This window comes from Ensifer sp. Root142, from assembly GCF_001426785.1.
Lineage (GTDB): Bacteria > Pseudomonadota > Alphaproteobacteria > Rhizobiales > Rhizobiaceae > Ensifer > Ensifer canadensis.
Genome location: NZ_LMFK01000005.1, coordinates 26,961 through 40,175, shown reverse-complemented (window position 1 = coordinate 40,175; position 13,215 = coordinate 26,961). Strand labels below are relative to the sequence as shown.

At 60.2% G+C, this 13,215-nt stretch carries 13 protein-coding genes; 5 read left to right on the top strand and 8 right to left on the bottom strand.

Annotated elements, in window-relative coordinates; genetic code table 11:
* The first annotated feature begins 202 nt into the window (after positions 1-202).
* From ASD52_RS08270 to ASD52_RS39845, 3 genes are all read left to right on the top strand, one after another.
* The gene (locus ASD52_RS08270; protein ID WP_156408375.1) at positions 203-1,411 is read left to right on the top strand and encodes an MFS transporter; all 1,209 of its coding nucleotides are present in this window, start codon (positions 203-205) and stop codon (positions 1,409-1,411) included.
* A 96-nt stretch (positions 1,412-1,507) separates the two neighbouring features.
* Positions 1,508-1,927 carry a LysR family transcriptional regulator gene (locus tag ASD52_RS40715; protein WP_337797736.1) on the top strand — a complete coding sequence of 140 codons (420 nt, stop codon included), beginning with the start codon at positions 1,508-1,510 and terminating at the stop codon, positions 1,925-1,927.
* Positions 1,830-2,375 carry a LysR substrate-binding domain-containing protein gene (locus ASD52_RS39845; protein ID WP_234908021.1) on the top strand — a complete coding sequence of 182 codons (546 nt, stop codon included), beginning with the start codon at positions 1,830-1,832 and terminating at the stop codon, positions 2,373-2,375. Before ASD52_RS40715 ends, ASD52_RS39845 begins: the two co-directional genes overlap by 98 nt.
* A 61-nt stretch (positions 2,376-2,436) precedes the next feature.
* Here the strand turns inward: ASD52_RS39845 and ASD52_RS08260 are convergent, their stop codons facing one another.
* The 7 genes from ASD52_RS08260 to ASD52_RS08230 form a co-directional block, all read right to left on the bottom strand.
* Positions 2,437-3,348, bottom strand: a complete 912-nt coding sequence (locus ASD52_RS08260) for an XdhC family protein (protein WP_057223886.1) — start codon at positions 3,346-3,348, stop codon at positions 2,437-2,439.
* An 88-nt stretch (positions 3,349-3,436) separates the two neighbouring features.
* Positions 3,437-4,453, bottom strand: coding sequence for a zinc-dependent alcohol dehydrogenase family protein (locus ASD52_RS08255; RefSeq protein WP_057223884.1), 1,017 nt, complete (start codon positions 4,451-4,453; stop codon positions 3,437-3,439).
* Positions 4,454-4,475: 22 nt separating this feature from the next.
* Positions 4,476-4,925, bottom strand: a complete 450-nt coding sequence (locus tag ASD52_RS08250) for a cyclophilin-like fold protein (protein ID WP_244497440.1) — start codon at positions 4,923-4,925, stop codon at positions 4,476-4,478.
* Positions 4,922-6,112 carry an MFS transporter gene (locus ASD52_RS08245; protein ID WP_057223882.1) on the bottom strand — a complete coding sequence of 397 codons (1,191 nt, stop codon included), beginning with the start codon at positions 6,110-6,112 and terminating at the stop codon, positions 4,922-4,924. Before ASD52_RS08245 ends, ASD52_RS08250 begins: the two co-directional genes overlap by 4 nt.
* 184 nt (positions 6,113-6,296) lie before the next feature.
* Positions 6,297-6,671 carry a cytochrome c family protein gene (locus ASD52_RS08240; RefSeq protein WP_057210708.1) on the bottom strand — a complete coding sequence of 125 codons (375 nt, stop codon included), beginning with the start codon at positions 6,669-6,671 and terminating at the stop codon, positions 6,297-6,299.
* Positions 6,668-8,914, bottom strand: a complete 2,247-nt coding sequence (locus ASD52_RS08235; RefSeq protein WP_057223880.1) for a xanthine dehydrogenase family protein molybdopterin-binding subunit — start codon at positions 8,912-8,914, stop codon at positions 6,668-6,670. Before ASD52_RS08235 ends, ASD52_RS08240 begins: the two co-directional genes overlap by 4 nt.
* Positions 8,915-8,927: 13 nt before the next feature.
* Entirely contained in the window at positions 8,928-9,374 is a 447-nt protein-coding gene (locus ASD52_RS08230) for a (2Fe-2S)-binding protein (RefSeq protein WP_057223878.1), read from the bottom strand.
* A gap of 152 nt (positions 9,375-9,526) precedes the next feature.
* Here ASD52_RS08230 and ASD52_RS08225 point away from each other — a divergent pair, with 152 nt between their 5' ends.
* Positions 9,527-10,423, top strand: coding sequence for a LysR family transcriptional regulator (locus ASD52_RS08225; RefSeq protein WP_057210701.1), 897 nt, complete (start codon positions 9,527-9,529; stop codon positions 10,421-10,423).
* On the opposite strand, the gene ASD52_RS08220 is transcribed toward ASD52_RS08225, so the two are convergent.
* Complete coding sequence (locus ASD52_RS08220) at positions 10,383-11,852, bottom strand: adenylate/guanylate cyclase domain-containing protein (protein ID WP_162249763.1); 1,470 nt, start codon at positions 11,850-11,852, stop codon at positions 10,383-10,385. The genes ASD52_RS08225 and ASD52_RS08220 overlap by 41 nt on opposite strands.
* 446 nt (positions 11,853-12,298) lie before the next feature.
* Here ASD52_RS08220 and ASD52_RS08215 point away from each other — a divergent pair, with 446 nt between their 5' ends.
* Positions 12,299-12,769 (top strand): cyclophilin-like fold protein, encoded by a 471-nt coding sequence (locus ASD52_RS08215; protein ID WP_057223873.1) that lies wholly within the window; start codon positions 12,299-12,301, stop codon positions 12,767-12,769.
* Positions 12,770-13,215: the final 446 nt, after the last annotated feature.

Genomic DNA, 13,215 nt, shown 5'->3' with positions numbered 1-13,215 from the left:
GAAGCTGGCTCCCAGTGATGTAACGCTGCCATCTCCATCGCGCTAGGATTGTCTCCTCTTGCCCTCGTAGCGCGAATAAACGGTTGCCTGCCCCTCGAGCGATGCATAAGCTCCCATAGCGGCGCGCCGCGTTCTACCGATAACGGTCCGATGCCGCTGAAAACCGCCTCGCCGAATTTCCCAAGGGCCAAGAACAACAATCATGACCGTCGCCATTCCCACCATGACGCGTCCCAAGACGCATCTCGCTGTGCTAGTCATTCTGGGTCTCACCCATCTCCTCAACGACCTGATGCAGTCGCTGATCCCGGCCGCCTATCCGATCCTGAAGGACGCCTATGCGCTGGATTTCGTGCAGATCGGCTTGATCACCATGACCTTCCAGATCGCCGGGTCGCTGCTGCAGCCGATAATCGGCATGGTGACGGACAAACATCCCGCGCCCTATTCACCGGTCGTGGGGATGATGTTTACACTCTCTGGCCTGGTTAGCCTTGCCTTCGCCCATAGCTACGCGGTGATTCTGGTATCAGTTGCGCTGATTGGCATTGGATCGTCCATCTTTCACCCGGAAGCGACGCGCATGGCGCGCTATGCCGCCGGCGGGCGCCAGGGGTTGGCGCAGGGACTGTTTCAGGTCGGCGGTCAGGCGGGGGGCGCGCTCGGCCCGGTCTTCGCTGCGCTGATCATCGTTCCCTGGGGACAGCCGAGCCTCGCCTGGTTTGCCGTTCTCGCGTTGATGGCCATGGCACTTCTTGTATGGATCGGTAGCAAGCAGCGGGAGATCAGCGCCGCATTCATGGCGATGCGGGCAGACGGCAAGAAGGCGGGCGGCGCCGTTCGTCACGCGCCAGCGACGATCGGGGTAGCCCTGGTGGTCCTGATGCTGCTGATGTTTACTAAGAATGCCTATGGTGAGAGCTTCCGCTCATTCTACACCTTCTATCTCATGGAGAAGTTCGGCCTCTCGATCCCCTCCGCACAGATGATGTTGTTCATCTTCCTGCTGGCTTCGGCGGCGGGCGCGCTGATCGGCGGCATCGTCGGTGATCGCATCGGGCGTTATCGTATCATCTGGATTTCGGTTCTGGGGCCGCTTCCGCTGACGTTGATCCTGCCACACGTCGACCTCTTTTGGACCGGCGTGCTGACGGTGATGATCAACCTGATCATGGCGAGCGCCTTCGCATCCATCCTGATCTACGCAATTGAGTTGCTGCCGCACCGGATAGGACTCATTGGTGGGCTGTTCTACGGCCTGAATTTCGGCCTTGGCGGTATAGCCGCAGCGCTTCTCGGGCTGCTGGCCGACAGCTATGGTGTCGAAACGGTTTACTACGTCTGCTCCTTCCTCCCACTTGCAGGGCTTCTCGCGTGGTTCCTTCCGAGGATTGAAGAGGGCCACGCTTGAAGACATCGGTCCTATGGCCGGAGGCCCCGTGGTCATAAGGTCCTGTCGATACATTCTGCGATACTGGACGCACAAATCGGAAACAAACACAGCACAATGCTCGTGAAGCTTTCCCAACAGTGTCGAACTCCCGAGTTGGGAGGAGCAACGTGCCGCGCGGGTTCCCCGATCAAGCATCGTTTCCGTTGGCATCAGCAGCCACGCCTGCGCCGGCTGGAGGAGAGTATGGGCGTTCGTCTTCTCGCGAGAACAACGCGCAATGTCGTTGCGACGGAGGCCGGAGAGCGGTTGATGGAAACGCTGCGGCCGGCCTTCAACGACACTCGGAGCCGGATCGAAGAGCTGGAGCGCCATGCGCCAAAAACCAGGAGGGTCGGTCCGTATTACATCCAGCCGGCAAGCCGCGGAAACGATCATCATGCCCGCCGTCAAACGGCTGATGGCGGACTATCCGGAGGTCAAGATCGAAATCTCAATCGACCAAAGGTTCGTGGATCTGGTTGCCGAGCGCTATGACGCCAGTGTCGAGAAGGACATGATCGCGGTGAAGATCGGTCCCGAAATGCGAATGGTCGTGGCGGGTTCTGAAGGGTATTTCGAGCGGCATCCGAGGCCGGTGACCCCGCACGACCTGACGCAGCACAACTGCATCAACCTGAGGCTTCCGACGCTCGGTGGACTCTACGCCTGGGAATTCGAGCAGGACGGGCGCCCCATCAACGTCCGGGTCACGGGGCAATTCATCTGCAACGACGTCGCCATGATCGTCGACGCCGCTCTCGATGGGCAGGGCGTTGCCTGCCTGCCCTGCGATCACTTAGATCCGCTCGTGAAGGAAGGACGGCTGATCCAGGTTTTAGCCGACTGGTGCCCTTCGTTTCCCGGATACCATCTCTATTACCCGAGCCGCCGTCTCGCATCGCCTGCCTTCACACTGCTGGTCGACGCCCTGCGCTATCGATGACTCTAAGGTGAGGAACTCGGATTTGGAGGCAGGTGACAGGGGAGTTTGTAACACTCAAGGCTCATCCGAACGCCCCCGAGCGGGACGCTGCCACATCCGCGAGGATTGAAAGTGCCAGGGAAGCAGAATCGCGGGCGGGGCCGAACAGACCTATCGGTGCTTTGATGCGTTCCAGTTCGGGTTGATCGTGTCCTAGCCTCAGCAACCGATTGAGGCGCAGTTGATGTGTCCGCCTGCTCCCCAGAGCGCCAAGGTAGAAGCATGAGGTTCGCAGCGCCAACTCTTGTTCGAGGTCATGGTGTAGAAGCAGGACGGCGGAAAACGGATCGACCACTTCTTCTATCAAACGCAGTCCCCTCTCCGGTGCCAGAACGGTAACCTCGAACCCCGAACATTCTGCCAGACGCGCAACGCTTCGCACTTCGATCGTCTGCCCTGAGATGACGATTTTCGTAGAGGGGCGATAGATGATCAAGAAGTCGTCACCGAGCCATCCCGCGCGCTGCACCGGTTCGACCAGGTCCAGCGTTTGTTTGGCGGGCGAGTATCTGAGAGCGGTCGCCTGTCGTAGCCTCAAGAATTCGAGCGCCCTTTCGACTTCTTCCATCCTCCGCATGACGTGGATAGCGACCGTGATCCCTCCTCCGCACGGAAGCACAACGTCGAGGAACGGGGATCCATCGCCGAAGCGCACAGTTCGATCGCGACCCTCTGCCATGGCAAGCAGTGCTTCAGCGGCGACGGCAGCTTCGACGCACCCTCCAGAAACGTACCCGGCAAAGCGACCATCGCTGAGCACAATCACCTGTGAGCCGAGTGATCGCGCAGCACCGCCCCGAATTTCAACGAGTGTTGCGATCGCTACCTGCGAGTCCTTGAATGCTTCAGCGGCAAACTTGAGGAGTTCAATGGGGTCGTCCGTTAGAAGCGCCCTGGCTGGTGTCGGCAAAATGAGAAGCGGATTGTCGTTCACATCAGTTCCCTGAATTGGACGGCCACCGCCCCTGGGCGCCAGGTTAGAGTGCCAGGCGGAGCAGCCCGCCCGGCTGTATGCCTCGCTCTCAGACTCGTAGGAGGGTCTTAATCGCGCGACGTTCATCCATCGCGCGGTAACCTTCGGCGACGTCAGCGAGAGGAACCTCGAGATCGAAGACCTTTCCCGGATTGATCTCACGGTTCAGTACAAGTTCCATGAGATAGGGGAGATAGCGGCGGACGGGAGCCGGGCCGCCCATCAGGCTCTTCTGGGCGAAGAACAGGGTCTGACCATCGATCTGGACACCATGCGGTACGCCGACAAAGCCGATGTGTCCCCCGGGACGAGCGCAGTTCATCGCCTGCGTCATCGCCTCCTGCGTTCCGACGCATTCAAGAACGGATTCAGCCCCGACGCCGCCTGTCAACTCTTTGACCCGTGCGACACCTTCGTCGCCTCGTTCCGATACGATATGCGTGGCACCGTATTCGAGCGCGAGATTCTGACGAGTCTTGTGCCGGCTCATGGCGATAATCTTTTCAGCCCCCATTTGTTTGGCCGAGAGCACGCCCATCAGACCGACCGCGCCGTCGCCGACGACGACGGCCGTCGACCCGGACTGTACCCGCGCCGCATCGGCCGCATACCAGCCGGTACCAAGGACATCCGAAACGGCCAGCAAGCTCGCGATAAGGTCGTCAGACGGTATTTCGGGGGTCGCTACCAAGGTGCCATCAGCGAGCGGAATTCGGGCATAGGGCGCCTGCGCACCAGACATGAACTCACGCTGTTCGCAGGAGGATGGAAAACCGAAACGGCAGTGGGGGCACGTATTGTCGGAAATGCAGAATGATCCCACCACGAACTGGCCTGGCTTCACCGTCTTGACGTCTTCGCCGACTTCGACGACGACGCCGCAATATTCATGGCCCATGTGTGTCGGCCCACCCACCGGCTGGAGCCCACGGTAGGGCCATAGGTCAGAGCCGCAAACACAGGACGCCGCCAATTTGATGATAGCGTCGGTGGGCTTGAGAATTTTTGGTTCGGCGACCTCCTCGCAACGTATATCGCCTTTGCCGTGCAGAACAGTAGCCAGCATGATTCACTCCCTTTCGATGGCTTCAGGACAGGCGTTCGATGCGAAGCGGAAACTCGCCGCGCGTGAGCAGCGGCTCGATGGCGCCATCAATGCGACCGAGCCGGATGAGATCTCTCGTTGAGATGTAATCGCCGTGGAAGAAGGCAAGATTGCCCCACGGGATGTAGTAGCAAAGGTCGCCTGCAGCCGCGTTGGGGAAAGATCCTCTTGCTCCAAGATGGAGCTTGCGCGGCAGATAGGCGATTTTCTCGTTGGAGAAATCCGAGAACGTCAGATCCAGCGGAAGCATCGAGGCGAAGTCACGGGCAGACGGACTGTCATTTAGTGTCACCGTAAAGTCGTGATCAGCGAAGATGAAACGTGGCTTCATGTGTGTATGCTCCTCAGCCCATGCGAGATGCGGCAAGGCCGTGCCGACGCTACCCGCGCCGAGCAGAGTGCGGCGCGTCATCGAGGTGGCTTGCCGTTTCATTTTGAACGCTCCCAATCCATCCACGCCGCAAAAGCTGCCGCCGACGATCCAAGCAGGAGAATGGCTGCCAATGCGAACGAACTCCACCATCCGCTCCAGTCGAACAGTAGCCCACCAGCAGCCGCACCAACGGTAATGGCAAACTGGATGACGGTGACCTGCAGACCCCCGCCTGCCTCTGCATCATCGTGGAGTACCCTGCTCAACCAAGTTCCCCAGCCGACGGGCGCGGCGGTGCCAAAGAAGCCCCAAGCAATCAGGAGGGCCGCAACGGCAATCTTCGCCGAGCCAAATGCAATCAGCATTGCAGCTATCGCTGCCATGACAAGGGGAATACCAACCACGATCGGGTAAAGGCGCGTCGAAAGCAGCGAACTGATGCTCCAGGTTCCTACCACGCCAGCGAGTCCCATTAACAAGAGCACCAGAGACAAGGCGGAAACGGAGTAGCCGGAGACGGACTCGAGGAAGGGTCTGAGATAGGTGAAGAGCGCAAATTGCCCCATGAACAGCAGCAGGATTGCTGTCATGCCGATCGCGACTTGTCTGCGCTTGAGCAGGCGGAAAACATTGCCGGCGGCGCTCCGTCGACGCGGCGGCAGCGAGGGCATGCTCAGCCACTGCCAGACAAGCGCGATCAGCGCCAATGGCACCACGAAGAAAAATGCTCCGCGCCATCCAATGTAGTCGCCCAGAAAGCTGCCCAGCGGTGCGGATATCGTCGCCGCAATCGCGTTCCCAGCGTTCAATATCGCAAGCCCCTTCGGCACAGCGGTGGCGGGCAGGAGGCGCATGACAATTGCGGTGGACATCGACCAGAAGCCGCCAATTGCAATCCCAAGCAGTGCACGACCGATCATCAAGACTGTGTAGTTCGGGGCAAATGTGACGATGAGGCCTGAAGCGACCAGCAAGACCGAGAACGATGACAGGACAACCTTGCGATCGATGCTCCGGGTGATCCCTGCAATGAACAGGCTCGTCACCACGGCGAACAGCCCGGATATCGAAATTGCCTGTCCTGCCTGGCCTTCCGTCATGACAAGATCGCTTGCAATCGGCGTCAGGAGACTGACGGGCATGAACTCTGAAGCGATCAGAACCGCGACACAAAGTGCCATCGAGACAACGGCGCCCCAGGCCGCGGCGGGTTTTGTCAGTGTCTCTTCGTACGTCACGTGGGTCATTCGTTTCGCCCTTCAATTCTGCGAGTTTTCTCCCGTGCGAAACGGATTAGCACGGTGGAAGAAATCGAATTAGCCGACATCGTTCACTTGCATTAATCGAAGAGGCGCATAAATCCGCGAACCAACGAAGTGCGTGGTGGCGGCGCCGAGCAATGCCGCCGCCACCCCGCATGCTTGCCTGTGCCTAGCGCGAGCCGAGGAACTCGATGATCGCACGCCGCTCTTCCGCGTTGTTGAAGCGTTGCGTCATCCGCGTGCCCCGGACCATCGCGCCCGGGTTTGTCAGAAACGTATCCAGCGTTTCCGTCGTCCAGGTCACTCCCGATGCCTTGAGGGCGGGAGAATACTTGAAGCCCTCATCACTTCCGGCCGTCCGTCCGACGACCCCCTGCAGATGGGGCCCAACGCCGTTGCGAGTGGTGGCGATCTGATGGCATGTGCCGCAGCGTTGCTGGAACAGCCGCGCTCCAGGCGCGGCATCCGTCTCCTGGGAATAGGCAGGCGCAACACTACCGGCCACGATGAGAGAAGCCAAAGAGGCCAGAACGAGTGTCTTCAACCGTCACCCTCCTTGAGATCAAATTTGGACATTGGCAGGCTTCGAACACGCTTGCCGGCCAGGACTGAGAGGGCATTGGCTACGGCCGGCGGAACGCCGGGCAGACCTGGCTCGCCAATACCACCCATGGGCGCACCGCTCTCCACGATCCGGACATGAACCCGCGGCATGCGGTCTGGCGTTAGGATCTGATAGCCGTCGTAGTTTCGTGCTTGCGGCACGCCGTCTACATAGACGACTTCCTCAAGCAGAGCCGATGAAAGTCCAAGGGCAACGGCCGAGTTCATCTGCGCTTCGATAATTGCAGGGTTGACGATGCTGCCGGGATCGATCGCCACCCAAACGTCATGCACGGCGATTTCACCATCGCGCAACGACACCTCGGCGATCGTCGCCACTTCGCTGCCAAACGGCGAGGCCATAGCGACGCCTCTCGCGCGCCGGGTGCCGTCTTCGGCAACAAACGGTCCACGCTTCCACCCGCCGGAGAGATCAGCCACGGCCTCCAGCAGTGTCTTGTGACGTGGACCGCCAGCCAGGAGACGGAGGCGCAGTTCGTAAGGATCCTGCTGACCTGCATCCGCCATCTCATCGAAGAACGTCTCGTAGAAAAAGTCGTTCATCGAATGGCCGACAGAACGCCAAAAGCCGATGATCGCGGGGTCGTCAACATGGATCTGGCCGACACGTCGATTAGGGATCGCATAGACCTTGCCGGCTATCCCCTCGACGGCGGAACTGTCGACCTTGTCGGGTTGGCGACCGAACCACCGGCCCGTGGGCCCCTCTCCGACCGCAACGGCTGAGAGTGCCACCGGCGTGCCGCTGGCATCAATTCCGCCGCGGAAACGGACTGCAGCCATCGGCCGGAGCGCATCGCGCAGGAATTCCTCCTCTCGGCTCCAGAGGAGCTTGATCGGGCGTCCAACCGCCTTGGCAAGCAGAATTGCCTGGGGATACGGGTTCGCCGTCTGATAGAGAAAGTGGCGTCCGAAGAAACCGCCCAGCATCGGTGAGTGGATAATGACCTTTTCTGGTGCGATGCCGGCGACCTTCGCGGCATCGGCCTGGAACATCTCCGGTGCCTGGTTGGGGAGCCATAGCTCGAGAGATCCGTCCTCGTTCCAGCGCGCGAGCGCCGATGGCGGTTCAAGCTGTCCATGCACGAGATAGGGTGCGTCATAGACCGCTTCGATCACACGCGCCGCTCCCGCAAGCGTGCCAGCCGCATCGCCCTCCGTTTCGAAGGCTACGCCATCGCCGGATGTGGCTTTCAACTTCGCCATATGCCCTTCGGAAGAGAAGTCCGCCGGCATGGGGTGCGACATCCCGGAAGCAGCCTCTGTCCAACTCACCTGCAAAGCCTCGACAGCGCGGCGCGCACGCCACCAACTGTTGGCGACCACTGCAACAGCGCCGGGTAGCTTATGGATGGAGTGAACGCCGGGCATCCCACGCACGTCCGCTTCGTTCTGCATCATCTCGGGCTCGCCGCCCAGGCGCGGGCTGTGCTGGACGGCCGCATAGAGCATGCCGTCGATCGTCTGGTCGATCGAGTACTTCGCCTTTCCCGTCGATTTATCGCGCGCGTCAAGCCGCGCGAACGGTTTGCCAATCCAGCGGAAGTTTGCCTGATCACGGAGCGCGACATCAGCAGGCAACGGCAACTTCGATGCGTCGTCGGCTATCTCGCCATAGGGAACTGCGCGACCCGAAGCGGCGTGGACCACTCTTCCCGGTTCCGTCGAAAGCTCGGACGCAGGCACACCAAGCTTTGTCGCGGCCGCCTGCAGCAGCATTTGCCGAGCGGATGCACCGAGCTTGCGCATCGTGTCGTAGCTCATGCGGACCGACATGCTGCCGCCCGTGAACCGCCCGCCACCGGTCAGGAGATAATCCGGGCCGGGGGGAGCGCCTTCCACGACGAAGTTCGCCGGATCGACGTCCAGTTCCTCGCCGACGATCTGCGCCATGGCGGTAAAGATCCCCTGGCCTCCTTCAATGAAGGCACTGCGGAAAAGTACCGTGCTGTCGGGCCGGATTTCCAGGAATGCCGCAACCCGGGAACCTGGCGTGACGGACGCCGGAGCGGCCGCTAGTGCGCGGGTTCGAGCCGCCGGAAGCGTCACGCCAAGAACAAGCGCGCCGAGCGATGCGCCAAGAAAGCCGCGTCGGGATACCTTGAAGGGTTTGCCGTTCTCGGTGGCCTGAGCTTCGGGAATGATGGGTGTCATGTCGTTCATGGTTCACCTCCGATCAAGCTTGCGCGGCATCGCGGACAGCCGCCGCGATCGCGTTGTAGGTGCCACAGCGACAGAGGTTGACCATCGCACCGGCAATGTCCTCGTCCGTCGGCTTCGGGGTTTGTTTCAAGAGCGCCGTTGCCGCCATGACCTGACCGGACTGGCAGTAGCCGCATTGGGCGACCTGGTTGGCCACCCAGGCCTCAACGACCTTTTGACCAACCGGGTCATCAGCAACCGCCTCGATCGTCATGATGTCGGCGCCGGCGACGCTCTCAACGGGAGTGACGCAAGACCGCGTCGCTTGTCCATCGACAAGCACGGTGCAGGCGCCACATTGGGCGAGTCCGCAACCATACTTTGTGCCCGTCATCGCGAGTTCGTCGCGAAGGACCCAAAGCAGCGGTGTGTCGGGTTCGATGTCGACCTGTTGTTTGGTCCCATTGATGGTGAGTTCCATGGCGGTCTCCTTAGGATGCGCACGACGATCTCGAACGAAACTGTCTCAGCACAGACGCTAACAAAGGAGACGGCTATGGATTAGACGCCATGCTTCGCTTACATTTATCGACACGCACCATAAATCGACCGAGGCGGACCAAGCGAAAATCGATGGCCAAAGAAGACTTCAATGACCTGTTATGGTTCCTCGCCGTTGCCGAGGAGCGCAACTTCACCAAGGCAGCCGCCAAGCTTGGCATAACCCAGTCGACGCTCAGTCACACGATCAAGCGGCTCGAAACCCGGATGGGGCTGAGACTGCTGACTAGGACGACGCGAAGCGTTGCCTTGACTGAAGCCGGGGATCGCTTGTTTCATTCGTTGTCGCCGAGAATATCCGCAATCAGGAGCGATCTGGCGGCACTTACGGCGTTGCGCGACACGCCGTCGGGTACGATCAAAATCACCCTGTCGGATCATGCGCTCGAAACCGTCGTCTGGCCCAAGCTGAAGCCGATCCTGTCGAAATATCCTGATATCAAGATTGAGCTCAGTCGTGACAATGGCCTGCGCAACATCGTCGACGACGGCTTCGACGCGGGAGTTCGGCTCGGCGAAAGCATCGAAAAAGACATGATCGCGGTCAGGATCGGGCCCGACTGGCGGATGCTTGCCGTGGCCTCTCCGGAGTATCTTGCAGATCGGTCGATCCCAGAGCACCCGCAGGATTTGATGCAACACAACTGCATCAACATGCGCCAGGCAACCGGCGGAGGTCTCTATATCTGGGAGTTTGAAAAGAACGGCCAGGAGCTTCGCGTCAGGATCGACGGGCAGCTCACGTTCAACACGTCCTATCCCATGGTAGACGCCGCGCTTGCAGGTCATGGGATAGCCTTCTTGCCGGAGGACTTGGTGACCGATCATATCGAGGCGGGACGTCTGGTCGCGCTGCTTTCCGACTGGTCACCGCCCTTCCCCGGCTACTATATCTACTATCCGAGCCGGCATCAGAACTCGCCGGCATTCAAGGTGGTGGTAGACGCCTTGAGATATCAAAGGTCGTAATTCCGGTCCCAGAAAGGATTCGATCCACTTGCCTAGACTGTGCTGGGACGGAGGGTTGACGGCGGCTCGCTACGCTTCGCCTATCCTGCCTGTGCGCCCGCGGAAGGTACCAGACGACGATCGGTCGCCGACGCCCGCGCACGAAGTGCATCTGATCGGGCTGCAGCTCCTCGATTGTGGGCGCTAGATTCGTCGCGCTTTGCGCCCGTGCCGCGATCAGCAGATCCTCGCTGACCGCAAGGGACGTCCCGATTGTGCGCGTCAACCGTTCGAGCCTGCTCGCAACATTCACCGTGTCGCCCAGCACCGTGTATTCGAGGCGCCGCTCGTCTCCGATGTTTCCGACGATGACCTCGCCGTAATGGACGCCGATGCCGACCTCGATTGGGTATTCGCCAGAAGCGAGCCGCTGCTCGTTCCACTGCCGGACCTGCTCCAGCATGTCCCGCGCGCAAGCGAGCGCTCGCGCGGCATCGTCCTTCCGGGGACGAGGGGTGCCAAAATGCACCATGATTTCGTCTCCGATGTACTTGTCCACGGTCCCGCCGTGGGCAAAGGCAACCGTCGCCAGACGTGCGTGATACTCCTTCAGCAGTTTAACGAGATCCTCTGGTGCAAGCCCCTCCGAAATCCTGGTGAAGCCCACCATATCGGCAAAGAGGATCGCTGCCGTCTGGAGCGAAGGCTCTCCAAATCCGCTCGTCCCGCTGGACAACTCGCGGACGATGTTCGGGGAGAAGTAGCGCGACAAGGCGCTGCGCTGGGCCTCCGCCGCGACCTGCTTGCGAACAAGCCGGCGCGAGCGCCAAACAGCGATCGCGAGAATGATCGTCACGAGCACCAGGAACATCGTCTGATATGAGAGATTGATCAGGCTCACGGAGCGCGGATCGAGCACCAGCGCGATGATGTCAGCATCACTCAACCCGCCATCGAGCAAATCTCTCCCATATGCGATGGAATCGGGCCGCGTGGCGACCCAGCAGTAGGCGATGTTCCAGACGATAATGGTGACCGCGCCGCTCCAGACGACGAGAGCTGGCGAGTAGCTGAGCGCCATGCTCACGAGGAACACACCCAGATACAGGAAATTCGGCAGGCGAAGATTGAGCTGGGACGTCCAGCCTTCGACGGCGAACGGCGAAGGCGTGACAAAGATGTAAGTCAATATCGCTGCGTCGATGACGACGAACGACCATGTCGCCACTGTCGCAAAGCGACTGCTGCGGGCAAGGCCAAAGGAAAGAGCATTGAGCAACCCGAAAGCCACGATGGCAGCTACATATAGGCCCGAACGGTCGAGTGGCACGGCAAGGACCGCCCCCAGGGCGAGCGTTCCCAGCGCGACCAGCCGGCCCCAGAACATGTAGGCCAGGCCCTCTTTTACTTCACGATCGATAGCATCGCCGAGCGCCTCCGCGGAGACCAAGGGGTCGGTTGCCTTGCCAGCCAGGCGGCGTCGGGCGCGCCCCAGGAAAAGCGCAACGCATCGCGACGTTGTCTTCCAGGGCTTCGACACTGGCTCAAAATGGGTTCTCATCGATCATCTCGTGGGTCGCATGGCTTCGCGGCGATTGCTGGCGGTCAACGATCAACCTGGTAGAGACAGTACCTTCGATCTGGCTGCGCGATTAGCGCCGGAAATGCGCATGCGCTTATGAAGCGCATCGATCAGTCGGCTGATGATCTTCGCCCGACTGAGCGGGACTCATGAACTAGGCCCATGACGGCAAGCGAAGTGGCAGAGGTAATCGGATGCTGCTCGACCGTTTATATTGGTCGGTGTCGAAAGGCTTGAGCAGGAACGAAAGCCCCTCGATCCCGATCATGTCGCGCCGGAAACAGTGAGCCGGTGCCAACCGAGAGAACGAAAGAATGTCGCGCTTCAATCGTCAAATGGTTGCACTCTTGCTCGCAGCCCATTCGGTCGCAATGCCCACCATGTCCTTTGCTCAAACAAAGGATCGCAATCCGACTTCAGTGATCGGTACGGTCGTGCGGTTCACCGATGGTGCAACGACGGTAGACGTAACAGTCGGCGAAGACAGTCCAGCAGTGCGCGACTTCCTTTCGATGCTGCCGCTCACACTCAAGCTTGAGGAATTCGCCGGCCGCGAAAAAATCAGCTATCTGCCCCGTAAGCTCAAGCACATCGGCTCGCCCGGATCCGACCCCGAAGACGGCGACCTCATCTACTTCGTCCCGTGGGGAAACCTCGGCTTTTACTACAATACAGCCGGCATCGATTACTCAGACCAGACGCTTCACATCGGGACCTATAAGGCGTCGCCGGCAACTCTCGAGAAGCTTGCGGACCGGCCGGTTACGGTCGAAGTTCTCCCATAGCAAATTGGTTGGGCCGCCGCGCATACGACGAGGAAAAACGGAAGCAGCAGACGCCGTAGTGCACGGTGCGCCAAACCTTTGCTGGCGGGACATCAAACTGGCAACTGCCCTGACTGGCACCGCGGAATGCCCGCTCCGGGTTGCCACACCCACGGCTCGCCTCCTCCAGCTGAACTGCACGAGGCCAAATCGCCTTCGCGAAATTGCCCACCGGAAGAACGCGAAGGGCTACGTGCCCAAGGCATGCCCAGGAAGCTCACAGTACAACATCGAGTGTCCGACATCTGGGACAACAATCGATAAACTGCGACTTGCGGCGGCGCGCTCACAGGCCGAACAGATATCGCCAAATTGACACCCGTCCCCGGATAGTCCGAGGGCGAGGTTAGCTGGCTTTTTTCAATCCCGCGACCTTTCTAAGGTCGTCGTTCAATCGACTTTGCCAG

Coding starts and splice junctions, on each gene's coding strand:
- ASD52_RS08270 (WP_156408375.1), top strand. CDS start 203: ATGACCGTCGCCATTCCCACCATGACGCGTCCCAAGACGCATCTCGCT.
- ASD52_RS08230 (WP_057223878.1), bottom strand. CDS start 9,374: ATGGAACTCACCATCAATGGGACCAAACAACAGGTCGACATCGAACCC.
- ASD52_RS08245 (WP_057223882.1), bottom strand. CDS start 6,112: ATGACCCACGTGACGTACGAAGAGACACTGACAAAACCCGCCGCGGCC.
- ASD52_RS40715 (WP_337797736.1), top strand. CDS start 1,508: ATGCTCGTGAAGCTTTCCCAACAGTGTCGAACTCCCGAGTTGGGAGGA.
- ASD52_RS08215 (WP_057223873.1), top strand. CDS start 12,299: ATGTCGCGCTTCAATCGTCAAATGGTTGCACTCTTGCTCGCAGCCCAT.
- ASD52_RS08225 (WP_057210701.1), top strand. CDS start 9,527: ATGGCCAAAGAAGACTTCAATGACCTGTTATGGTTCCTCGCCGTTGCC.
- ASD52_RS08255 (WP_057223884.1), bottom strand. CDS start 4,453: ATGCTGGCTACTGTTCTGCACGGCAAAGGCGATATACGTTGCGAGGAG.
- ASD52_RS08235 (WP_057223880.1), bottom strand. CDS start 8,914: ATGAACGACATGACACCCATCATTCCCGAAGCTCAGGCCACCGAGAAC.
- ASD52_RS39845 (WP_234908021.1), top strand. CDS start 1,830: ATGCCCGCCGTCAAACGGCTGATGGCGGACTATCCGGAGGTCAAGATC.
- ASD52_RS08250 (WP_244497440.1), bottom strand. CDS start 4,925: ATGAAACGGCAAGCCACCTCGATGACGCGCCGCACTCTGCTCGGCGCG.